Source organism: Aequorivita sublithincola DSM 14238, from assembly GCF_000265385.1.
Taxonomy (GTDB): Bacteria; Bacteroidota; Bacteroidia; order Flavobacteriales; family Flavobacteriaceae; genus Aequorivita; species Aequorivita sublithincola.
Genome location: NC_018013.1, coordinates 3,498,290 through 3,520,671, shown reverse-complemented (window position 1 = coordinate 3,520,671; position 22,382 = coordinate 3,498,290). Strand labels below are relative to the sequence as shown.

At 37.3% G+C, this 22,382-nt stretch carries 19 protein-coding genes and 1 pseudogene; 17 read left to right on the top strand and 3 right to left on the bottom strand.

What is annotated here, in order from left to right; all coding sequences use genetic code 11:
• Nucleotides 1–10 precede the first annotated feature (10 nt).
• Entirely contained in the window at nucleotides 11–418 is a 408-nt protein-coding gene (locus AEQSU_RS16010) for an acyl-CoA thioesterase (RefSeq protein WP_014783921.1), read from the top strand.
• A 24-nt stretch (nucleotides 419–442) separates the two neighbouring features.
• Here AEQSU_RS16010 and AEQSU_RS16005 read toward each other — a convergent pair whose 3' ends face one another.
• Genes AEQSU_RS16005 through ribD form a run of 3 tightly spaced genes read right to left on the bottom strand, consistent with a single transcriptional unit; the run spans nucleotide 443 to nucleotide 3,028 of the window.
• Nucleotides 443–1,084 (bottom strand): IMPACT family protein, encoded by a 642-nt coding sequence (locus tag AEQSU_RS16005; RefSeq protein ID WP_014783920.1) that lies wholly within the window; start codon nucleotides 1,082–1,084, stop codon nucleotides 443–445.
• Between the two features lie 28 nt (nucleotides 1,085–1,112).
• Complete coding sequence (locus tag AEQSU_RS16000; RefSeq protein ID WP_014783919.1) at nucleotides 1,113–1,982, bottom strand: EamA family transporter; 870 nt, start codon at nucleotides 1,980–1,982, stop codon at nucleotides 1,113–1,115.
• Entirely contained in the window at nucleotides 1,979–3,028 is a 1,050-nt protein-coding gene (gene ribD, locus AEQSU_RS15995) for a bifunctional diaminohydroxyphosphoribosylaminopyrimidine deaminase/5-amino-6-(5-phosphoribosylamino)uracil reductase RibD (protein WP_157429304.1), read from the bottom strand. Before ribD ends, AEQSU_RS16000 begins: the two co-directional genes overlap by 4 nt.
• 28 nt (nucleotides 3,029–3,056) lie before the next feature.
• On the opposite strand from ribD, the gene AEQSU_RS15990 reads away from it, so the two are divergent.
• The 16 genes and pseudogenes from AEQSU_RS15990 (at nucleotide 3,057) to AEQSU_RS15915 (ending at nucleotide 22,274) form a co-directional block, all read left to right on the top strand.
• On the top strand, nucleotides 3,057–3,542 hold the full coding sequence (locus tag AEQSU_RS15990; protein WP_014783917.1) for a GNAT family N-acetyltransferase: 486 nt from the start codon (nucleotides 3,057–3,059) through the stop codon (nucleotides 3,540–3,542).
• 122 nt (nucleotides 3,543–3,664) lie between these two features.
• Complete coding sequence (prmC, locus tag AEQSU_RS15985) at nucleotides 3,665–4,522, top strand: peptide chain release factor N(5)-glutamine methyltransferase (protein WP_014783916.1); 858 nt, start codon at nucleotides 3,665–3,667, stop codon at nucleotides 4,520–4,522.
• A 67-nt stretch (nucleotides 4,523–4,589) separates the two neighbouring features.
• Nucleotides 4,590–5,180, top strand: coding sequence for an LOG family protein (locus AEQSU_RS15980; RefSeq protein ID WP_014783915.1), 591 nt, complete (start codon nucleotides 4,590–4,592; stop codon nucleotides 5,178–5,180).
• Nucleotides 5,181–5,384: 204 nt separating this feature from the next.
• Complete coding sequence (gene ligA, locus AEQSU_RS15975; RefSeq protein ID WP_014783914.1) at nucleotides 5,385–7,379, top strand: NAD-dependent DNA ligase LigA; 1,995 nt, start codon at nucleotides 5,385–5,387, stop codon at nucleotides 7,377–7,379.
• Between the two features lie 58 nt (nucleotides 7,380–7,437).
• The gene (locus AEQSU_RS15970) at nucleotides 7,438–7,953 is read left to right on the top strand and encodes a DUF6913 domain-containing protein (RefSeq protein WP_014783913.1); all 516 of its coding nucleotides are present in this window, start codon (nucleotides 7,438–7,440) and stop codon (nucleotides 7,951–7,953) included.
• Between the two features lie 128 nt (nucleotides 7,954–8,081).
• Nucleotides 8,082–8,297, top strand: a complete 216-nt coding sequence (locus AEQSU_RS15965; protein ID WP_014783912.1) for a hypothetical protein — start codon at nucleotides 8,082–8,084, stop codon at nucleotides 8,295–8,297.
• A pseudogene (locus AEQSU_RS17105) lies at nucleotides 8,294–8,665 on the top strand (type II toxin-antitoxin system VapC family toxin). The gene AEQSU_RS15965 and the pseudogene AEQSU_RS17105 overlap by 4 nt, the downstream one beginning before the upstream one ends.
• A gap of 41 nt (nucleotides 8,666–8,706) precedes the next feature.
• Nucleotides 8,707–9,582: a 4-hydroxy-tetrahydrodipicolinate synthase gene (dapA, locus tag AEQSU_RS15955; protein WP_014783911.1), complete on the top strand. Its 876-nt coding sequence runs from the start codon at nucleotides 8,707–8,709 to the stop codon at nucleotides 9,580–9,582.
• Between the two features lie 137 nt (nucleotides 9,583–9,719).
• Nucleotides 9,720–10,529, top strand: a complete 810-nt coding sequence (locus AEQSU_RS15950; RefSeq protein WP_014783910.1) for an outer membrane protein assembly factor BamD — start codon at nucleotides 9,720–9,722, stop codon at nucleotides 10,527–10,529.
• Between the two features lie 12 nt (nucleotides 10,530–10,541).
• Nucleotides 10,542–10,874, top strand: coding sequence for a DNA-directed RNA polymerase subunit omega (locus AEQSU_RS15945; RefSeq protein ID WP_014783909.1), 333 nt, complete (start codon nucleotides 10,542–10,544; stop codon nucleotides 10,872–10,874).
• Between the two features lie 114 nt (nucleotides 10,875–10,988).
• Complete coding sequence (coaBC, locus tag AEQSU_RS15940) at nucleotides 10,989–12,215, top strand: bifunctional phosphopantothenoylcysteine decarboxylase/phosphopantothenate--cysteine ligase CoaBC (RefSeq protein ID WP_014783908.1); 1,227 nt, start codon at nucleotides 10,989–10,991, stop codon at nucleotides 12,213–12,215.
• On the top strand, nucleotides 12,208–13,098 hold the full coding sequence (gene porD, locus AEQSU_RS15935) for a type IX secretion system protein PorD (RefSeq protein WP_014783907.1): 891 nt from the start codon (nucleotides 12,208–12,210) through the stop codon (nucleotides 13,096–13,098). The genes coaBC and porD overlap by 8 nt, the downstream gene beginning before the upstream one ends.
• A 98-nt stretch (nucleotides 13,099–13,196) precedes the next feature.
• Nucleotides 13,197–14,849 carry a DNA repair protein RecN gene (gene recN, locus AEQSU_RS15930; protein WP_014783906.1) on the top strand — a complete coding sequence of 551 codons (1,653 nt, stop codon included), beginning with the start codon at nucleotides 13,197–13,199 and terminating at the stop codon, nucleotides 14,847–14,849.
• 124 nt (nucleotides 14,850–14,973) lie between these two features.
• Nucleotides 14,974–15,792: an enoyl-ACP reductase FabI gene (locus AEQSU_RS15925; RefSeq protein ID WP_014783905.1), complete on the top strand. Its 819-nt coding sequence runs from the start codon at nucleotides 14,974–14,976 to the stop codon at nucleotides 15,790–15,792.
• 261 nt (nucleotides 15,793–16,053) lie between these two features.
• A complete protein-coding gene (locus AEQSU_RS16315; protein WP_169313466.1) occupies nucleotides 16,054–17,316 on the top strand; it encodes a T9SS type A sorting domain-containing protein in 1,263 nt (420 codons plus the stop codon).
• Nucleotides 17,317–17,630: 314 nt separating this feature from the next.
• Entirely contained in the window at nucleotides 17,631–22,274 is a 4,644-nt protein-coding gene (locus AEQSU_RS15915; RefSeq protein ID WP_014783903.1) for a T9SS type A sorting domain-containing protein, read from the top strand.
• Nucleotides 22,275–22,382: the final 108 nt, after the last annotated feature.

Genomic DNA, 22,382 nt, shown 5'->3' with positions numbered 1-22,382 from the left:
GCGATAAATTTTGAAGAATACACTTACACAAATTAGAGTACGATATGGAGAAACGGACCAGATGGGTATTGTTTACTACGGTAACTACGCCCAATACCTAGAGCAAGGTAGAACGGAGTGGCTAAGAGAGCTTGGTTTTTCATATAAATGGATGGAAGCCAACAATGTACATTTGCCTGTTGTGCATTTAAGTATTGATTATAAAAAGCCTGCATTTTATGACGATTTACTCACTGTGAAAACAACTTTAAAGCAAATACCCTCTGTTAAAATTGAATTTCAATATGAAATTTATAATGAGTCCAAACAACTTTTGGTCACTGCGACAACGGTTTTGGTTTTTGTGAACAGCAATACAAAAAAGTTAATGAAGGCACCTGATTACTTATTAGAAAAATTGACAGTCCCTGACCTATAAAGTGTAAATTCTTCTGGTTCAGCTTTAGGGATTTGGGGTATTTGAATTTGGTAATTGGAAATTGGAGATTTTAACCTTGTAGGTGTTTTCAAACAATTCGAAAATTCGTTCCGCTTCCTTTTTGCGAACGGCGATTTCAAACTCACAATTAAGTTCCATTTTTTGATGAACGAGTTTGAGGTCTTCGTCTTTTATTATTCGCATAACCGTATTCATTTCTGGGTATTCAAATTTTAAGAGAAAAGTTTCATCAATTGTTCTTTTTACAATCTTGCAGGTTTCCAATGCCATCTGCGCAGTAGTCTTGTAGGCTTGAATCAAACCACCTACGCCAAGTTTTGTTCCTCCAAAATAGCGAACAGCAACTACTAAAATATTAGTAACATCAAAAGATTGCAATTGCCCATAAATAGGCATTCCAGCACTATTTGAAGGTTCGCCATCGTCATTGGCTCGATAGTGTTCATAGCTCTTGCCAAGCTGCCAAGCATAACAAAAATGCCGCGCACTATGGTGTTGCTTTTTTAAGTTTTCAATATTCTCTTTTACTTCCTCTTCCGAAGAAACGGGAAAAGCATAACCGAAAAATTTGCTTCCTTTTTCCTTAAAGAGAACTTCCTTAGAAGGTTTTAAAATGGTTTTGTATGTATCTTTTTCTATTTCCAAATAATTTTTTCCTTTATGGGGCAGTAGGTTAGACAGCCAAAGCTATAAATAAAATACCAAGCACCGCCAGCCCAATACCAATCCAGTTTTTTATTAATAATTTCTCCTTAAATAATAAAATTCCTAGAATAGTTGAAGCCATCACAATTGCAACATTATTTATTGTAAAAACGCCCGAGCTATCAAAAATACCGCTTCGTAATGCTTGTACCAAAAAATAAATTGAAAAGAAATTTGGTATTCCTAATACAATTCCGCCGATAACGTTTTTTAACTTAAACTGAAATTTTCCTTTAATCGCGTGAAAAATTAATATGCTAAACCCAATAGTTCCTGCCACAGCATATATGGTTGCAGTAAAAATAGGGATGTCATCTTTAGCTACAAATTCACCTTCCAAGTATTTAATTGTGGTGTCAATAATTCCGCCTCCGAAAAAAACTAGAATAGGAAAGATAAGGTTTGAAGATTTTATTTTTATTCCATCCTTGGTTTTTATAGAGGCTAAATAAACAGCAATAAGTGCCAAAATAATTCCAATAATTTTAAAAGCACTGAGACTCTCCTCATAATATATCAGTCCGAAAAGAACCGGTATCACAACGCTCATCTTTGTGGCTACAGATACCACCGAGAGCCCACTCCGTTGTGTGGTTAGCGCCATTAAATTGAAAACGATTATAAACAATACGCCTAACGCTAGCGTATAAGGAAACCAACCATAGTTGGGTATCGTGGTAAAATCGACAGTGTTTTTCTGTAAGATTATACCTAAAAAACAAGCAGTAATATAATTGAAAACTATAGCGTGTAGTGTATTAATTTTAAACTTTGAAAAAAGCTTAAAAACCACAAAAATCATTGTGGATGAAAGAATGCTAAGCGCCAGTGCTATCAATTCTTTAGGTTTTTAAAGATTCGTAAGGTGTCGTCCTTTATTTTTACTTCGGAAGTGATTTCGCCTTTAAAAATTGGAGCTTTCACACCTTCACCAAATGTTTTCTTTCCCGAAAAAACAAAAGCTTCATCCCAAAGATTTGCATCAATAAAGGATTGAAGCGTTTTTGCTCCACCTTCAATAATAATAGATTGAATATTTCTTTGGAAAAGAACCTCACATATTTGTTGTGGAATTTCTTCTGAAAAACCAATCTTTTCAAAATCTATTTGCTCTGAAGTTTTCGTTTCTCTTTCATTAAAAACAACCGTTTTCGAACGTTCATCAAAAACTGAAAAATCCTGGGGAATCTTCAGTTCTTTGTCAATTACAATTCGCAAAGGATTTTCTCCCGCCCAATCACGAACCGTTAGCGATGGATTGTCCTGCAAAACAGTGTATGTTCCCACTAAAATAGATTGTTCTTCGGCGCGCATTTTATGAACAAGTTGCCGAGAAAATTCATTCGTTATCCAAACAGGCTTTGTTTCCTTTCGCGTTTCATTTTTTGGCGCGATAAAACCATCAATTGTCTGCGCCCACTTTAGGAAAATGTAGGGTCTCTTTTTTGTGTGAAATGTAAAAAAACGTTTGTTTAATTCGTCGCATTCTTTCTCCGAAACACCAACAACCACGTCGCAACCAGCTTCCATAAATCTTTTAATGCCGCGGCCTGCAACTTTTGGGTTTGGATCTAAACTTCCGACAATTATTTTTTTTATTCCGCTTTCAATTATCAAATCTGCACAAGGCGGCGTTTTGCCAAAGTGACTACAAGGTTCTAGGCTCACGTAGATTGTTGCTTCCTTTAAGAGTTTTTTATTTTCAACACTGTTAACAGCATTCACTTCAGCGTGTGGTTGTCCTGCTTTGTAGTGCCAACCTTCGCCAATTATTCTGTTGTTGTGAACAATCAGGCTTCCCACCAATGGATTTGGATAGGTGGTTCCCAGTCCGTTTTTGGCCAGTTGGATGCAGCGCAACATATATTTTTCGTGTATCTTCACAGCGTAAAAATACAAGGATTTAATTAGAATGAACACACCGATTATCCGTCTTATTGAAAAGAGAGACAATCCACAAATTGCTAAAGTAATACGCAGCGTTTTGATAGATTTCAATGTTCCAAAAGTTGGAACTGCTTATGCAGATGCAGCATTGGATTGTATGTTTGAAACTTATCAAAAACCAAAATCTAGCTATTTTGTAGTTGAAGAAAACAATAAAATTATAGGAGGCGCTGGTATTGCACAATTGGACAATTACCAAGGTAATGTCTGCGAACTTCAAAAAATGTATTTTCTCCCCGAAGCTCGAGGAAGAGGTGTGGGTATGCAAATGATGGAATTCTGTTTGGCAAAAGCGAACGAATTTGGTTTCGAAAAAATATATTTAGAAACTATGGAATATATGGTGCACGCCCAAACCTTATACAAGAAAGCCGGTTTTGAATATATTGAAAGCGCTATAGGAGATACGGGTCATTATTCTTGCCCTGTACATATGCTGAAGAAACTTTAAATTCCAAATTACAAAAAACAAATCCCAAGTAAAAAAAATAAAATTCAAAAATTCAAACTTCGATTTAGATTTCGTCTCGATAGCTATCGGGATCGATTTAATTTTAACCACAATAGAGTATCTTGAATATTTCAGAACATAAGATTTATTTTAAAAATCAACTTTCAGGTTTGTATCCTTCGGAAGAAATACAATCGTTTTTTAATATTCTTACTGAAGAATATTTGATACTTTCACGAATTGAAGTTGCCTTAAATCCTGAAAAAATTATATCCGAAGAAGATGTCCAGAAGTTTCAGAATGTAATCCTTCGACTAAAAAACCACGAACCCATTCAATATATAATAGGTGAAACGGAGTTTTACGGACTTGTTTTTAAAGTGAATAAATACACCCTAATTCCACGCCCAGAGACCGAAGAACTTGTTGATTGGATTCTATCTGAAAATGCTCCCGCTACCCACTGCCTAATACCCACTACCATCTTAGATATTGGCACTGGTACCGGTTGTATCGCTATTTCACTGGCTAAAAACCTTCCACATTCAAATGTTTTAGCGCTTGATATTTCAGCAGAAGCTTTGAAAATAGCCACACAAAATGCTCAGCTAAATATTGTTGAAGTAACTTTTTTCGAAACTGATATTTTAAAAGCAAAAACTCTACCGCAACAATACGATGTTATTGTTTCAAATCCACCTTACGTTCGTGAGCTGGAAAAACAACAAATGCAACAAAACGTCCTAAACTACGAACCTGCTTCTGCTTTGTATGTTAAAGATGAAGACCCATTGTTGTTTTATATCGCAATTTCCCAACTCGCAAAAACACATTTGAAACCCAACGGCAAACTATTTTTCGAGATTAATGAGTACCTTGCAGTTCAATTGTCCGAACTTTTAAAAAACGAAGGTTTTGAAAATATTGAAGTAAAAAAAGATAGCTACGGAAAAGACCGTATGTTGAAATGTAATCTATAAACCTCTGCGTCCTCTTTGGTGACAAAACAGAACCTCAAAGTCGCAAAGAGCGAAAAGAAAAAGCACGATGAACAAACTTGAAAAAATATGCGTTTTCTGCGGAAGCAGTGAAGGCAACGACCTAGCCATAACCGATGCCGCTAAAAAACTTGGGGAAATATTCGTCGAGCGTGAAATTACTTTGGTGTACGGCGCGGCAAAAATTGGCATAATGGGCATTATCGCCAAAAATGTTTTGGATAACAATGGAAAAGTAGTTGGCATTATCCCAAATTTTTTAAAAAAGAAAGAAGTAGTGCATTTAGGTCTCACCGAGCTAATTACCACAGAAAACATGCACGAACGCAAAATGAAAATGCAAGAAGCAAGTGACGGTTTTATAGCCTTACCTGGCGGAATGGGAACGTTGGAAGAGCTTTTTGAAATCATAACTTGGTTACAACTTGGGCTTCATCAAAAACCAATTGGACTTCTTAATATTAATGGTTTTTATAACGATTTAATAAAAATGCTAGAAACAATGGTTCGTAAAGGCTTTCTTTCTATGGCTAATTACGAACTTCTATTGGTGGATTCCAACCCCAAAAACCTACTGCAAAAAATGGAAGATTTCAAAAGGCCTAATGTTCAAAAGTGGTTAAATTCTGATAGAAGTTGATTGGTCTTTTTTTAATATTGTTTTTTAAGGATTTCAATTTTTTAATTATAAATGTTTAGTTTCGGTAAGGCCACTATTGCTAGTGCAACAACTTTAGGTCCTGCGGCACGACTACATCAATAATTTTTAAAAAGATTCATACATTCGTGGTTCTTTTTTTGAAATCATCTAAAACAAAAACTCCTTTCTTTCTATATTTGTTCAATGAGCACAGAACAACAAATTACAAGCCTTCGCAACGAACTTCGCGAGCATAACCATAATTATTACATTCTAGACAATCCCACAATTTCCGACTTTAAATTTGACCAAAAACTAAAGCAACTTCAGGAACTAGAAAAAGCAAATCCTGAGTTTTATGATGCCAACTCACCAACCTTAAGAGTTGGTGGTGAAATCACGAAGAATTTTGAAACCGTTCCGCATACTTATAGAATGTATTCTTTGGATAATTCCTATTCAAAAGAAGATTTGGAAGACTGGGAAAAGCGAATCGAAAAAATGGTAGATGGCAATGTGGAATTTACTTGCGAGCTTAAATACGACGGTGCTTCAATCAGTTTAACTTACGAAGATGGAAAGCTGAAAAAGGCCGTAACCCGCGGCGACGGTTTTCAAGGAGATGATGTTACGGCAAACATAAAAACCATCCGTTCTGTCCCTTTGCAGTTGAAGGGAGATTTTCCACCTCTTTTTGAAATTCGCGGAGAAATAGTTTTGCCTTTTGAAGGTTTCGCAAAGATGAATGCAGAAAGAGTAGAGGCAGGCGAAGAACCATACCGAAACCCAAGAAACACAGCTTCTGGCAGCCTAAAATTGCAAGACAGCGCCGAGGTTGCAAAACGTCCATTGGATTGCCTATTATATAGTTTAATAGGTGAAAGGCTTCCTGTAAAAACACAATTTGAAAGTCTCGAAAAAGCCCGTGATTGGGGTTTTAAAGTTCCAAAAGCTGCAAAACTTGCAAAAAGTCTCGATGAGGTTTTGGATTTCGTTAACTATTGGGACATCCATCGCCACGAATTGCCTTATGAAACCGATGGAGTAGTGGTAAAGGTGAACAATCTACAACAACAAGAAGAGCTTGGTTATACCGCCAAATCGCCACGTTGGGCAATGGCCTATAAATTTAAAGCAGAACAGGTTTCCACCCTTTTAAACCAAATTACGTTTCAAGTAGGAAGAACTGGCGCCATCACACCCGTTGCAAATTTAGAGCCTGTGGAATTGGCCGGAACCGTTGTTAAACGTGCGTCACTTCACAATGCCGATCAAATTGAAAAGCTGGACATCCGCGAAGGTGACACAGTTTTTGTTGAAAAGGGTGGCGAAATTATTCCGAAGATAATTGGGGTAGATTTTACGCAGCGCGATCCAAAATCAAATCCTACTGAATATATTACCGAATGCCCTGAATGTAGAACTGAATTGGTTCGCACCGAAGGTGAAGCTCAACATTATTGTCCAAATGCAGAAGGATGCCCACCACAAATTATTGGGCGGATTCAGCATTTCATTTCTCGCAAAGCAATGGATATTGAAGGATTGGGAAGCGAAACTGTAGCACTTTTGGTTAACAATGGCTTGATTAATAATTACGCAGATTTGTATCTTTTGAAAGAAGAACAGATAGTTCCGTTGGAAAGAATGGCGCAGAAAAGTGCTGAGAATATGGTCAAAGGAATCGAAGCCTCTAAACAAATTCCTTTTGAAAGAGTTCTTTTCGGCTTGGGAATTCGATACGTTGGTGAAACCGTTGCGAAGAAACTCGCAAAAAATTACAAAACCATTGATGCGTTAAAAAACGCTTCCGAAGAAGAATTGATAACTGTTGATGAAATTGGCGAACGCATTGCCCAAAGTGTAGTTTCCTTTTTCAATTCCGAAGAAAATATTGCAACCATTGAACGATTGAAAAGCTATGGCGTTCAGCTGGAGATTTCCGCAGAAAAACTTGCAAACCAAACGGATACTTTAGCAGGAAATACTTTTGTCGTTTCCGGAGTCTTCACAAAAGTTTCCCGCGACGAACTTAAAAAACTCATTGAAGACAACGGCGGCAAGGTTTCAAGTTCCATTTCATCCAAAACAAATTACGTTGTCGCTGGGGAAAATATGGGGCCTAGTAAGAAAACGAAAGCTGAAAGTTTGGGAGTTGCAATTATTTCCGAAGATGATTTTTTGCAAATGATTTCATAACTGAAAGCTGAAAAGTATTGAAAAAAACTATTTTTGCCATTCAAGAATCGGGCATTCCATGTTGAAAAAAGTAAAACATAATTCCTTAAAAAAGCACACAGACAAAAACCTGAAGGAGCGAGATGTTTCAGAACGTAACACTTCATTAAAACATTTGGGTTTTTTGTTGGATGAAGCCTTTTTTGAAGATTTTGAAACGCTTTATGAATTTGGAAAAGAACTAGGTTTGCAACGAAAGGACGTGAAGATTTTTACCTTTGTTGAAACCAGAAGAAAAATTCCATCACTTCGGCAAAACCAAATTACAAATAAAGAATTTACTTGGCGTGGCGAGATTCAAAACCAAAATGCGAAGGAATTTCTAGATTTACCGTTCGATGTTTTGGTGGGCTTTTATAAAGACAGACATGAATATTTAGGAGCGATGATTGCAGAAAGTAAAGCAAAATTTAAAATCGGTTTTAATGGTGCAGACGAGCGACTTTTCGACTTGCTTTTAACCGTTGACTTTCAAAAACCGGACACTTTTAAAAGTGAAGTAAAAAAATATTTGAAAATCTTGAAGAAGATTTAGGTGACGGATGATTGATGACGGATGGCCGAAACAATAGTATTCAAAGAATTCAAAGTATCAATAGTTTCAAAATATAGAATATGCTTATCTTTAACCTTTAAAACGTATCACAGTATATAATTGTATTTATGAATATCGACACCCTAAAAATTGAACTTATTGATTGGATTACACAACTTAAGGATCAGTATTCCATTGGCAAGGTGTTGATTTTGAAAAAAAAGTTGAGTACCAAAAAAAGGGAACAGAATTCAAAAATTTTTGGTTCAGGGAAGCATCTAGTGGAATATATTGCAGATGATTTCAACGGTCCCCTTGATGCATTTAAGAAATATCAAAAATGAATTACCTCATAGATACACACATTCTTCTGTGGTATATAGTGGGCGATAAAAGAATAGACAAGAAAATTCAATCCAAAATAGAGGATCCATTAAATACCATGTTTTTAAGCAACGTAAGCTTGTGGGAAATCGCCATTAAAGTTAGTATTGGAAAATTAAAATTATGAGGAAGCCTAGATGATTTAAAGAATTATTTGGAAGAAAAGGGTTTCAGGATACTGGATTACGACTTTGCATATCTAGAAACTCTCCAACAATTGCCTTTTCATCATCAAGACCCTTTTGATAGATTAATTGTTGCCCAAGGGAAAACAAAATCCTTAGAAATAATAACCGATGACGGGCAAATAAAAAAATATTTTGATTGATAAAGGATGCCTAAAACAAAAGTTGTAAAAATAAATTAATAATGAAAGAATTAATAGGAACCGGCGTAGCGCTAATCACTCCATTTAAAAGCGATTTTTCGGTAGATGTAGAAGGCCTTAAGAATGTTGTTAATTTCAACATTGAAAACGGTATAAATTATTTAGTAGTTTTAGGAACAACCGCCGAAAGCGCAACACTTTCAAAAGAAGAAAAACAAGTTGTGATAGACACAATCATTTCAGCAAATAACGGTCGTTTGCCATTGGTTCTAGGCATTGGCGGCAACAACACACAAGAAGTAATTGCTGAAATGCAAACCCGTGATCTTTCTGCATTTACAGCTATTCTTTCCGTTTCGCCTTATTACAACAAACCTACGCAGGAAGGAATTTATCAACACTTTGCAGCTATCGCAAAGGCCGCTCCGTTGCCAATAATTTTGTATAATGTTCCAGGAAGAACGGCTTCAAACGTACTTCCAGAAACCGTTATTCGTTTGGCAAATGATTTTGAGAAAATCGTAGCCATAAAAGAAGCGGCTGGAGATATCGTTCAAGCAATGAAATTGATTTCAGGTTGCCCAAAAGAGTTCTTAGTAATTTCTGGTGATGATATGATTACGTTACCAATTATACTCGCTGGTGGGGCAGGAGTGATTTCGGTTATTGGGGAAGGTTTCCCAAAAGAGTTTTCGAAAATGGTAAAACTCGGTCTCGATAAAAAAGCTGATGAAGCTTATCAAATTCACTATAAAATAGCGCCAGCAATAGACTATATTTTTGCGGAAGGAAATCCTGCAGGAATAAAAGCAGTTTTCAAATCTTTAGAGATTTGTGGTGACACCGTGAGGCTTCCTTTAGTGGGGGTTAGCGATGGGTTGAGAGCCAAAATAGATTCTTTTACCAGAAATTTCTAAAGCAGTTCTTTTTATTTCTTTAGTTAAATATTTCAAAAGGCTTGTAAATAATAGGCTTCAGCGCAATATTTTAGCCGAAGAATAAGTTTGTTCAGTCATGTTTAATTCCCTATTTTTGCACGATGTTTTTTAAGCCCATGCGTTTACCACTTTTTATATTACTCTGCCTTACAATTGTTCTTTCATCCTGTAGCGAATACCAGCGGGTACTTCGGAAGGACGATATGGGCAAAAAATTTGCCTTGGCAGATTCGCTTTACAAAATAGGCAAATACAAAAAAGGCCTAAAATTAATGGAGCAGATTGTTCCTTCCTACAGAGGGAAACCACAAGGCGAAAAGCTAATGTTTATCTACTCCAACACCTATTATAACTTGGAAGATTACGTTTTGGCAGGCTATCAATTTGAACGTTTTACGCAGGCATATCCTCAAAGTGATAGCGTTGAAGTTGCTTCATTTAAATCTGCTAGAAGTTTTTACGAACTTTCTCCAAGATCTGCCTTAGATCAAAGAGACACTTACAAAGCTTTGGAAAAACTACAGGAATTCATAAATCGTTATCCAAATTCTGAAAAACGAGTTGAGGCAAACACATTGGTTGCCGAATTACGCGAAAAACTTGAAACCAAAGAATACAATACAGCAAAACAATATTTGCACATTGAAGATTACAAGGCTGCCATTGGCGCTTTTGATAATTTTATAACAGACAATCCAGGCTCTCACTACAGAAAAGATGCTTTTTATGGAAGATATGTCGCTGCGTATAAATTGGCTATAAATAGTATTCCAAATCTGGTTCAAGAACGTTTGATTACCGCAAAAGGATACTATAGTAATTTCATAAAATATTATAAGGATACAGATTTGGCTCCCGAAGCATTGGAGATTTATCAGGATATAGAGAGCAGAATTGTACCTACAGAAACAAAACCCAACAGTTAATTAATTTTTATTATGGATATTAAAAATTCAGAAGCACCCGTCAATACAGTTACTTTAGACAAAAACTTGATTGATGCCCCAACCAATAATATTTATGAAGCTATTTCGATTATTTCGAAAAGAGCCTCACAAATAAATGGGGACATCAAAAAAGAACTTCTTGAAAAACTTGATGAGTTTGCTACTTACAACGATAGTTTAGAAGAAATTTTTGAAAACAAAGAACAAATTGAAGTTTCAAAATTCTACGAAAAACTTCCAAAACCACACGCTCTAGCAGTTCAAGAGTGGTTGGATAACAAAATCTATTACAGAAACACTGCTGACGAAATAGTAGAGGAATAGTAAATTCATAATCCCGAAGGGAATATGAAACTTGGCTATTTTTCTTTTGAAAAGCACGCGATGAATCGCAAGCCTACAAACTGAACACTGGTACTGAATACTGAATACTAAATTATGTCTGTTTTGAACGGGAAAAACATCTTGCTTGGCGTTACTGGCGGGATTGCCGCCTACAAAGCAGCTTTTTTAGTTAGGCTTCTAGTGAAAAAAGGAGCCAATGTAAAAGTTGTGATGACGCATTCTGCCAAAGAATTTGTTACACCGCTTACCCTTTCCACGCTGTCAAAAAACGAAGTGTTTTCTTCTTTCACGAATGAAGAAAACGATCCCGAGAGCTATCGGGAGCCCAAATGGAACAACCACGTTGAGTTGGCTCTTTGGGCAGATTTGTTTTTAATAGCTCCAGCCACGGCAAATACGCTTTCCAAAATGGCTCACGGCACTTGCGATAATCTTTTGCTTGCGTGCTACCTTTCTGCCAAATGTCCCGTTTACTATGCGCCAGCAATGGATTTGGATATGTATCAACATCCAACCACGAACAACGTTTTTGAAAAGTTGAATAGCTTCGGAAACATTCAAATTCCAGCAGCTTTCGGTGAATTAGCGAGTGGCTTGGTAGGACAGGGAAGAATGGCGGAACCTGAAGAAATAGTTTCCTTTATAGAAAATGATATTCTAAAAAAACTTCCGCTTCGTGGAAAGAAGTTTTTAATCACAGCTGGACCAACGTATGAAGCTATAGATCCAGTTCGTTTCATTGGAAATCATTCTAGTGGAAAAATGGGTTATGCCATTGCAGAAACCGCCGCACAACTTGGCGCTGAGGTTGTTTTAATCTCTGGTCCTTCCGCTTTAAAACTTGAAAGTGATTTGGTGAAAGTTATTCGCGTTACTTCGGCAGCAGAAATGTATAACGCATCTCACGAATATTTCAACACAAGCGATGTCGCCATTTTAAGTGCCGCCGTTGCTGACTATCGCCCTTCAGAAGTTGCTATACAAAAAATTAAAAAGAAAGATTCTGAATTAACACTTCATCTTACCAAAACCAAGGATATTCTTGCTTCGCTGGGAGAAATAAAGAAAAATCAATTTCTGGTTGGTTTCGCTTTAGAAACTCAAAACGAAGAAGAAAACGCAAAATTGAAACTGAAAAAAAAGAATTTAGATTTAATTGTGTTAAATTCGCTTCGGGACATGGGGGCGGGTTTCCAAACTGACACCAACAAAATTACTTTGATTGGCAAAGACAATAAAACACTTCCTTTTCCTGTTAAACCTAAAAAAGAAGTAGCTAAAGATATTTTAGAATATATTATAGAACAGACAAATGCGTAAAATTTTACTTTTCTTATTATGTGCCACAGCGGTGATTTCCACCCAAGCCCAAGAACTTAATTGTACCGTTTCCATTGATGCTGAACAGACCGGACAGCCCAATTTACAGATTTTCAAAACGCTGGAAATTCAGCTGCGCGAATTTGTAAACAACACAAAATGGACAGATAAAGAGTACAAAAACCAAGAACGAATAGACTGTAATATGAGTTTGGTTGTGAGTCAGTATGATGGTGATACTTTTACTGCAACATTGCAAATTCAATCGTCACGCCCTGCTTTTAATTCAACATATAACACTCCGGTTTATAATTATTTTGACAAGCAAGTAAGCTTTAATTATAAGGAATATGAGCCTTTAAATTTCAATATGACCACCTTCGGTTCTAATCTTGTTTCGGTAATTGCTTTTCACGTTTATACCATTATTGGTTTGGATGCAGATACTTACGTTTTAAATGGCGGAGCACCTTATTTTGAAACTGCCAAGCAGATTACAAACACTGCGGCCTCCAGCGCTTTTTCAGGCTGGAAAACTACAGATGGCAACCAGTCCAGATATCGTTTTAACGATGCTTTGGTTTCGGCTGTTTATAAGGAATTTCACGATGTAATGTATGAATATCACCGAGACGGAATCGATATTATGGCTTCAGATCAGAAAATGGCAAAACAAAAAATTGCAGATGCTATCAACAAGCTAAAGGGTATTAATGACAGGCGTCCAAACTCTTATATAGTTCGCACTTTTTTTGATGCGAAAAGTGATGAGATTCAAGCCATCTTCAGCGGTGGTCCGCAGGTAGATATTACTAAATTGCTTGAAAACCTCAACAGATTAGCGCCAACAAAACGAAGTAATTGGTCTGAAATAAAGTTTTAGATTCAATATTTAAAGTTTAAAGTTTAAAGTTCAAAATTCAAAGTTGAGAGTTGAACCTTGATTACTACTTTCTACCAACTAAAGTCTACCAACTATAAATGATAACAACCCTCGCGATAAAAAACTATGCGCTTATTGAAGACATTCGCGTGGATTTTAATGAAGGTTTGACAATTATTACTGGGGAAACAGGAGCCGGAAAATCCATACTTCTCGGTGCATTGGGACTTCTGTTAGGAAAAAGAGCTGATTTAAGTAGCGTAAAAGACGCTTCAAAAAAATGTGTTGTTGAAGGTCATTTTTCTATTGAAAACTATGGACTTCAAACTATTTTTGAAGAAAATGAATTGGATTATGAATCGCAAACAATCATTCGTCGGGAGATATTACCAGGCGGAAAATCTAGAGCTTTTGTAAACGATACTCCAGTTGCTTTAACGCAACTCCAAGCGCTTTCACCATATTTAATAGACGTTCATAGCCAACATGAAACTTTGGAAGTTGTTTCAGAAAACTTTCAGATGGAAGTTATAGATGCTTTGGCTGGGAATGATTTGCTTCTGAAAACGTATAAATTACAATTTGAAAATTTCAAAAATATTTCTGAAGAACTTTCTGCTTTAAAACTTCAAAAGGAGGATGCTTCCAAAGAATTAGAATACAATACCTTTCTGCACAACGAGCTTCAGCAAGCCGGTTTAAAAAAATTGAATCAGCAGGAACTTGAAGAAACCTACGAAACCTTAAACAACGCTGAAGCAATCCAAGAGGCACTTGCCAATGTAAACAAGCTTTTTGATGAAGAACAAATAGGAAGTTTGCAGACGGCTAAGGAAGCGCGCATTGTTTTAGGAAAAATCAAAGAGTTTTCAAAAACTTTTGAAGATTTCTGGATGCGTTTGAACAGCATTATTATTGAATTGGAAGATATTTCAAACGAAGTTTCCAACACAGCAGAAAAAATTGAGGCTGACCCTGAAATGCTTCTTCAAGTAAATGAAAAACTTCAAACACTTTATAAACTTCAGCAAAAACACTCAGTTTCAGCGGTTTTAGAATTAATCGAAATTGAAGAAATGCTAGAAGAAAAAGTAAATATTACTTTGGGATTAGATTCTCAAATTGGAAAGCTGGAAAAGCAAAAAAATAGCTTACGAGAAACTGCATTGAAAACTGCGTTGCAACTTCATAAAAAGAGACAAGAATCTATTCCAGTTTTAAAACGAAAACTTGAAGAAACGCTGTTGCCGTTAGGATTACCAAATGCTCGGTTTCAATTTGAGCTAAAGCCTTCCGAAGATTTTAAAGGTAATGGAACAGATTCATTACAATTATTGTTCACAGCAAACAAAGGTTTGGCTTTTGGACCCTTAAAAAAAGTGGCTTCAGGCGGCGAAATGAGCCGAATAATGCTTGCAATTAAGGCGGTTTTAGCTGAATATAAAAAATTACCAACTATAGTTTTTGATGAAATTGACACTGGTGTTTCTGGTGAAATAGCAAATAAAATGGCAGTAATAATGTACAAAATGAGCAAATCCATGCAGGTTTTAAGCATTACTCATTTACCGCAAATCGCAGCAAAAGGTGACTATCATATTAAAGTGTACAAAGAAGATTTAAACGATGTAACCACCACGCATTTAAGAGTTTTGGAAGATGAAGAACGCATCACGGAAATAGCACAGATGCTAGGTGGCAAAAATGTTTCGGAAGCTGCAATTGCAAATGCAAAGGAATTATTGAATTAAAATGTATCTTTACTTTATAGAATTCAAAATTCATTATAATGTTTACTTTTTTTAATTTTGAAAACGTTAACGTAAACTTTAGCTGAACTCATAACTCATAACTCACAACTCATAACTAAAAAATATGTCTTATAATTTATTAAAAGGAAAACGAGGAATCATTTTTGGGGCATTGGATGCAAATTCCATAGCGTGGATAACCGCAGAGCGCATTCACGAAGAAGGTGGAAAGTTTGTTCTTACTAATGCACCAATAGCATTGCGAATGGGCCAAATAAATGAACTTGCTGAAAAAACAAATTCTCAGGTCATACCAGCTGACGCTACAAGTTTGGAAGATTTGGAAAATTTGGTAACCAAGGCGACTGAAATTTTGGGAGGCAAACTGGATTTTGTTTTGCACTCAATTGGTATGTCTGTAAATGTTCGAAAGGGCAATCATTACACCAATCAGAATTACGATTTCACACATAAAGGTTGGGATATTTCTGCAGGATCTTTTCATAAAACCATGCAAGTGCTTTATCAAAAAGATGCAATGAACGAGTGGGGGAGCATCGTAGCGCTTACCTATATGGCGTCACAGCGCGTTTTTCCAGATTATAATGATATGGCAGATAACAAAGCATATTTAGAAAGTATTGCGCGCAGTTTTGGATATTTTTTCGGAAGAGATAAAAAGGTACGAGTTAACACTATTTCGCAATCTCCAACACCAACTACGGCTGGTCAAGGTGTAAAAGGTTTTGATGGTTTCATCAGTTATGCAGATAAAATGTCACCATTGGGTAACGCCACTGGCTTGGATTGCGCCAATTATACGATTGCAATGTTTAGCGATTTAACGAAACGCGTAACCCTTCAGAATTTATATAATGACGGAGGTTTCTCTAACATGGGCGTTAGTGATGGCGTGATGCAAGCATTTGTAGAAGGGAAATAGTATAATCTCATACAATTTCAAAAAAATATTAATCCTGTCCAGTTATTCGGTCAGGATTTTTTTATGAATATTTTAAAGTAAGTGTCAAAATATTTCTACATCTTCATTTTTTTGTGTATTTTTAATATATTATTAACTAAAAATTAACGAAACATGAAAAAAACTACACTCCTTGGGTGCTTATTCGTATTACTAACGTTTTCGATTAATGCTCAAGAAAACAGATCCTCAACGGCACCAACTGGTACGGATACAAAGATTGTGGAGAAGAAAGCTACTATTCAAAATGTAGCTCCAAAGAATCTTACTGCAAACAACAATGCTGAAATTTTAGCTGATGCTCTTAGGGCGAACGTAACATCCCCTTTAGACAACGCAAGTATTAGCAGAAGAGGAATTCTGGCTGATATTATTCCAGTTGCAGGTGCTACTGAAACCTTTAATCCAGCAACGGGTGATAACTTCTTCGATCCAGGAGGTCCAGGAGGTAGCAGTACTTCAGGAACTCCAGGAAACTATCCAAACTGTGGTTGCGATACGCAAAGTACACTAGCAGGAGTAAGTGAAATTAATTTTCAATTTTTCAGTGTTTTTGGAAATTTTGATTATTTAAGAATTTATGATGGAACTGATGCTTCTGGCACATTATTATATGATAATGGTGTAGGCGGTCCAAATGATGGAGACATTACTTTGGCAGATATGATAGCGTCTAACGGATCATCATCTTTTATTGCTGGTTCTGGTAATTTCTTATTCTTCTTCCATGCAACTGCAGTAGTTGACTATGGAGGATGGGATGTAGAAATTGTTAGTGCTGGTGGCGGTGGCGGTCCATGCACAAATACAGCTATTGAAGTTAATCAAGACGTTAATGACTCTTGTATGGCATTAATTGATCAAGGTGGATTGGCCCAGTCTTATAAACCAACTCAACCAAATGCTGCCGGAGCAGGGATTATGTTTACAGATCCATCTACTGGTCTTGATGTTAATCTTTCGCTATGGGATGGTCTGCCAAATGCCGGAGGTACTATGCTAGCAAATGGAACCAGCCAAACCGATGGTACTGCCTGGGCAGATGTTTTTTGGGATCCCGTGGTAAGTGTAACCGTTGGTACAACATATTATATAGTTATTGATGGGGATATTACATTACCTTGTGTTGCGGGTTCTCTTGCTAATCCTTATCCTGATGGAAATGTATTTGCCAATGACTATGGCTCTTTCCCAGATTTTGATTATACATTTAGAACATATAGCTGTAATACAGTCAGTGTGGGTGAGAACGACTTGCAGGACTTCTCTTTCTATCCAAACCCAACTAACGGATTGTTAAATTTATCAAGCGCTGAGAATATTGAGAATGTAAAAATTTACAATGTTCTGGGGCAAATGGTAATTATTACACGTGTTAATGCAACAAATTCACAAGTTGACATTTCAGCTCTTAAAACTGGCACCTACTTAATGAAAGTTTTAGTGAATGGAGAAATTGGAACTTATAGAGTTCTAAAACAGTAAGTATTTTTTAGCATTCATCATTCTTTTCAGTTTAACCACCTGCAGATGCAGGTGGTTTTTTATATACTGAATGGATATTTTACGAAAGACCAGTGATTTTATATTGATGTTTTCTATAGGTTGGTTTAAAACATATTTTAATTAAAATCGATACGCCTTAAAAGTTTAAAAATTGAAAATAATAGAAAAACCTTGTCTCCGATAAAAGTTATTAATGAACAATGAAATTGGTTAAGATAAATATGACAAAAGTTTGTTATTAACATTTTTTTAAATACTTTTAGTGAATTATTAACTAAACTATATAATTAATTATGAAAAAAGTTACATTACTAGTTTTACTCTTAGTGTTTGCTGTCAGTTTTGGACAGCGATCTACGGTAAAAACGCAGGGGGTGGACAACCCCATTCATTACAACCAACAGCAAAAGCAAAAAGCTGTTGCTCCTTCAAACGTATCTGCCAGCCCGGCTGATTTTAGCGTAAAGAAGAAAGGGATAGATAATCCTATTCATTATAACCAACAGCAAAATAAAAAAGCTGTTGTGTTAACTGAGAGCCAACGATCCGCTAAAACAGACTTAGTAGGTCCTGGCGAACGTAAGCCGGTTATTAAAAATCAACAACAAAATCAACAAAGAGTTGTAGTTCCAAGCGATAAGCAGGGAGCAGCGAGTAATCTAAAAGATCTTGGAACTCAACAGGCGCCTCGATTATTTATGAGCCTTACGGATCAAGAAGAAATATTGGCAGATCAACTATATCAAGCCAATTTGCCTTCTAATAGGGTATCTCCTGTTGTAATTGCTAATAGAAATCCATTAGCAGATATTATCCCGACAGCTGGTGCTACTGAAACCTTTAGCCCAGCCACTGGAGATAACTTCTTCGACCCAGGAGGACCAGGTGGAGCAAATACAGATGGTGCTGCGGGCAATTATCCAAACTGTGGTTGTGATACCCAATCAACACTAGCTGGCGTTACTGAAATCGAGTTTCTTGATTTTGGAGTAAACGGTACTTTCGATTATTTGAGAATATATGATGGTACTGATGCAACTGGAACTGTACTTTATGATAACAGCGCTACAGGTGCGAACACTGGAGACAAGACCTTAGCGAATATGATTGCCTCTAATGGTTCAGCATCATTTACCGCTACAAGTGGAAACTTCTTTTTCTTTTTTCATTCAAGTACTGTTGTAAACTGGCTTGGATGGGATGTAGAAATAGTTGCTGCTGGAGGCGGTGGCGGACCTTTCCCAGAGCCATATTGCGGACCACTTGAGTTTAACTCAGGAGTTGAACCAATTACCTTGGTTGAAGTTGCTGGTATTAGCAATATAAGTGATCCTGTATTAGATGGTTCACCAGCACACGAAGATTTTACATCTGTTAGTGGTGATATGGAAGAAGGAATGTCTTATTCTATTGCTTTGGAAGGTAATACAGGTGGAGGTTTTACAAATAGTTTTACTGTATTTATCGATTGGAATCAAGATGGGGTATTAGATAATGCTAGTGAGCGTTATCAAATAGGCACCATTATTGGTTCTACAGGTACAGATGGTCAACAGGCTACAGGAAACATTGTAGTTCCATCTGGCGTTACCGCTGGTCCTACTAGAATGCGAGTTATTAAAAGATTCCAAGCTATATATGCTACGGATTCTTGTATTCCAGGCTCAGGTTTTGGCCAAGCTGAAGATTATACTATCAATGTGACCGCTGGCGGTGGCGGCGGTACAGGAGGTCCTTGTACTGCTACAGCTCCAAGCAACAATTTTGAAAATGGAAAAAGTTTTACTAAACCTCTTGGCCGTGTTGTAGCAGTTGATGTAATCGTTGCTGACGGTGAGGACTTTATGTTAGAGAATCTTGCTTTTACAGCTTTTATTGGAGCCACTGGCGCGGGAATAAATGCTGCAAACGTAGATGTATTTATTTATGAGGACGATGGTACGGGTAAACCTGGAGCGTTAGTAACGTCTCAAACAAGTGTTGTTCCAGATTCTCAAACCGTAATTGGTGCCGCTTTTGGATTTGCTGCATGGAATGTAGTTCTTGACATCACTGATGTTAATCTTCCGGGTGCGACTGGTTCTACTACTACCTATTGGGTAGGATTATCTTTAGAGGCAACTGATGCAAGTAATGTTTTCTGGGAAGACTCTACTGCAGGAAATGTAGGCTTAGGTCTTAGCTATGATGACGGAGTATTAGGTTTTGTAACAGACCCTACATTAGAATGTGTTTATACATTTGATGGTACTTGTACGCCAATTGGCGGCGGTGGGACAGGAGGTCCTTGTACTTCTGCAGCCCCAAGCAACAATTTTGAAAATGGAAAAAGTTTTACTAAACCTCTTGGCCGTGTTGTAGCAGTTGATGTAATCGTTGCAGACGGTGAGGACTTTATGTTAGAGAATCTTGCTTTTACAGCTTTTATTGGAGCCACTGGCGCGGGAATAAATGCTGCAAACGTAGATGTATTTATTTATGAGGACGATGGTACAGGTAAACCTGGAGCGTTAGTAACGTCTCAAACAAGTGTTGTTCCAGATTCTCAAACCGTAATTGGTGCCGCTTTTGGATTTGCTGCATGGAATGTAGTTCTTGACATCACTGATGTTAATCTTCCTGGCGCAACTGGATCTGACACTACCTATTGGGTAGGATTATCTTTAGAAGCAACTGATGCTAGTAATGTTTTCTGGGAAGACTCTACTGCAGGAAATGTAGGATTTGGTCTTAGTTATGATGACGGAGTATTAGGTTTTGTAACAGACCCTACATTAGAGTGTGTTTATACATTTGATGGTACTTGTTCGCCAATTGGCGGCGGTGGAGGTCTTTGTTCTGAAGAGAATCCTAACGACTTCACTTTCGAAAATGGTTATAACTGTTCTTCAGCAAGTGCCTTTATGACTGCTAATGACGTTACTGTCGCTGCAGATACTGACTTTACACTTACTAATATTACTGCAAGTATTTTCGCCAATGGTGGAATTGCAAATGTTGATGTTAACTATTATGCAGATGCTGCAGGTCTTCCTGGAGCTGTTATAGGCTCTCAGGCTTCAGTTACCATAGATAGTCAAGCTGTTATTGGAACTAATTTTGGTTTTGATGTGAATGAAGTTGAAATGACTGTAGCACCATTCTTGTTTGCTGGTCAGGCAGGTGCAGAAACTACTTACTGGATTGAGCTATCCGTTACAGACGGCGGCGGTACAGGTAGTGTATTCTGGGTTGTTACCTCTTCAAGCGCAGTAGGACTTCCAACTGCTAATTTTGACGCAGTTTGGGCTATTCCAGATCCACTTGTAGATGGAGTTTATATTTGGGAAGGAAACTGCGCGCCAATCGGCGGCGGTGGTGGTCTTTGTTCTGAAGAGAACCCTAATGACTTCACTTTCGAAAATGGTTATAACTGTTCTTCAGCAAGTGCCTTTATGACTGCTAATGACGTTACTGTCGCTGCAGATACTGACTTTACACTTACTAATATTACTGCAAGTATTTTCGCCAATGGTGGAATTGCAAATGTTGATGTTAACTATTACGCTGATGCTGCAGGTCTTCCTGGAGCTGTTATAGGCTCTCAGGCTTCAGTTACCATAGATAGTCAAGCTGTTATTGGAACTAATTTTGGTTTTGATGTTAATGAAGTTGAAATGACTGTAGCACCATTCTTGTTTGCTGGTCAGGCAGGTGCAGAAACTACTTACTGGATTGAGCTATCCGTTACAGACGGCGGCGGTACAGGTAGTGTATTCTGGGTTGTTACCTCTTCAAGCGCAGTAGGACTTCCAACTGCTAATTTTGACGCAGTTTGGGCTATTCCAGATCCACTTGTAGATGGAGTTTATATTTGGGAAGGAAACTGCGCACCAATTGGTGGCGGTGGTGGTCTTGCCAATGATGATTGTAGCGGTGCTATAGCTGTAAGTTGTGGTGATTCAATAACAGGAACTACAATTGATGCAACAGTTGATTCTACTGCTCCAGCTTGTGGTCCAGCCATTACATCTCCTGGAGTATGGTACAAATTGAACGATAACAGCGGAATGCCAGGTGATATTACAATATCATTATGCGCAGCAACTGATTTTGATTCTAAGATTTCAGTTTATAGCGGTAGTTCTTGTTCCGCACTCGTTTGTGTTGATGGAAATGATGATTCTTGTGGACTTCAATCGGAAATTACATTTGCGAGCGATGGAAACACACAGTATTACATTCTTATACATAGTTTTGGTGGTGCAACTGGTAACTTTAGTTTAGATGTTACTTGTACTCCAAACCCTCCACCAAATGATATGATCGTGAACTCTATTGATGTTGATCAAATAGGTTTCCCTTACACTGATCCTCAAGTAAACATGCCAGCGGCTACTATGGAAAATGGTAACCCAGCGGGATGTGATCTTACAGGAGCAAATGGTGTTTGGTATAACTTTGTTCCTTTCAAGGATGGTACAGCTAATGCAACTATAGTAACTCCTGGAGGTGCTAGTTCAGTTACATTCTATACTGCACCGAATGAGAATGCTACAGAAACAGATCTTACCCTTGTTGCACAAAATAATAATCAATGTGCTCCAGGAACTTCTGCTTCCATATTCACTTTAGCCGGTCAAGCATATTATGTGTTCGTATTGAACACTGGTGCTGTAACGGATATTATGATAGATGGAACAGGTCTTGGTATTTCTGACAATACTCTTGCTGGTTTCAGTTTTTACCCGAACCCAACCAATGGTATCGTTAACCTTCAGAGTGTTGAAAACATCGATAATGTATCGTTGTATAACGTTCTTGGGCAACTCGTAATCGAGAAACGAGTGAATGCTACAACCTCACAAGTTGACATTTCTGGTCTTAACACTGGTACTTATTTAATGAAAGTATCTGTGAACGGTGAGATTGGTACTTTTAGAGTACTGAAACAGTAGTTTTTTAGATTCTAGTTATTAATTTAAACCACCCGCAATTTGCGGGTGGTTCTTTTTTATGGATATGTGAAAGTATCTTTGGAATTTTAATTTGAAATTTTTATTCTA

Coding starts and splice junctions, on each gene's coding strand:
- AEQSU_RS15915 (WP_014783903.1), top strand. CDS start 17,631: ATGAAAAAAGTTACATTACTAGTTTTACTCTTAGTGTTTGCTGTCAGT.
- AEQSU_RS15990 (WP_014783917.1), top strand. CDS start 3,057: ATGAACACACCGATTATCCGTCTTATTGAAAAGAGAGACAATCCACAA.
- porD (WP_014783907.1), top strand. CDS start 12,208: ATGCGTAAAATTTTACTTTTCTTATTATGTGCCACAGCGGTGATTTCC.
- AEQSU_RS15950 (WP_014783910.1), top strand. CDS start 9,720: ATGCGTTTACCACTTTTTATATTACTCTGCCTTACAATTGTTCTTTCA.
- ligA (WP_014783914.1), top strand. CDS start 5,385: ATGAGCACAGAACAACAAATTACAAGCCTTCGCAACGAACTTCGCGAG.
- recN (WP_014783906.1), top strand. CDS start 13,197: ATGATAACAACCCTCGCGATAAAAAACTATGCGCTTATTGAAGACATT.
- AEQSU_RS15965 (WP_014783912.1), top strand. CDS start 8,082: ATGAATATCGACACCCTAAAAATTGAACTTATTGATTGGATTACACAA.
- AEQSU_RS15980 (WP_014783915.1), top strand. CDS start 4,590: ATGAACAAACTTGAAAAAATATGCGTTTTCTGCGGAAGCAGTGAAGGC.
- dapA (WP_014783911.1), top strand. CDS start 8,707: ATGAAAGAATTAATAGGAACCGGCGTAGCGCTAATCACTCCATTTAAA.
- AEQSU_RS15945 (WP_014783909.1), top strand. CDS start 10,542: ATGGATATTAAAAATTCAGAAGCACCCGTCAATACAGTTACTTTAGAC.
- coaBC (WP_014783908.1), top strand. CDS start 10,989: ATGTCTGTTTTGAACGGGAAAAACATCTTGCTTGGCGTTACTGGCGGG.
- AEQSU_RS15925 (WP_014783905.1), top strand. CDS start 14,974: ATGTCTTATAATTTATTAAAAGGAAAACGAGGAATCATTTTTGGGGCA.
- AEQSU_RS15970 (WP_014783913.1), top strand. CDS start 7,438: ATGTTGAAAAAAGTAAAACATAATTCCTTAAAAAAGCACACAGACAAA.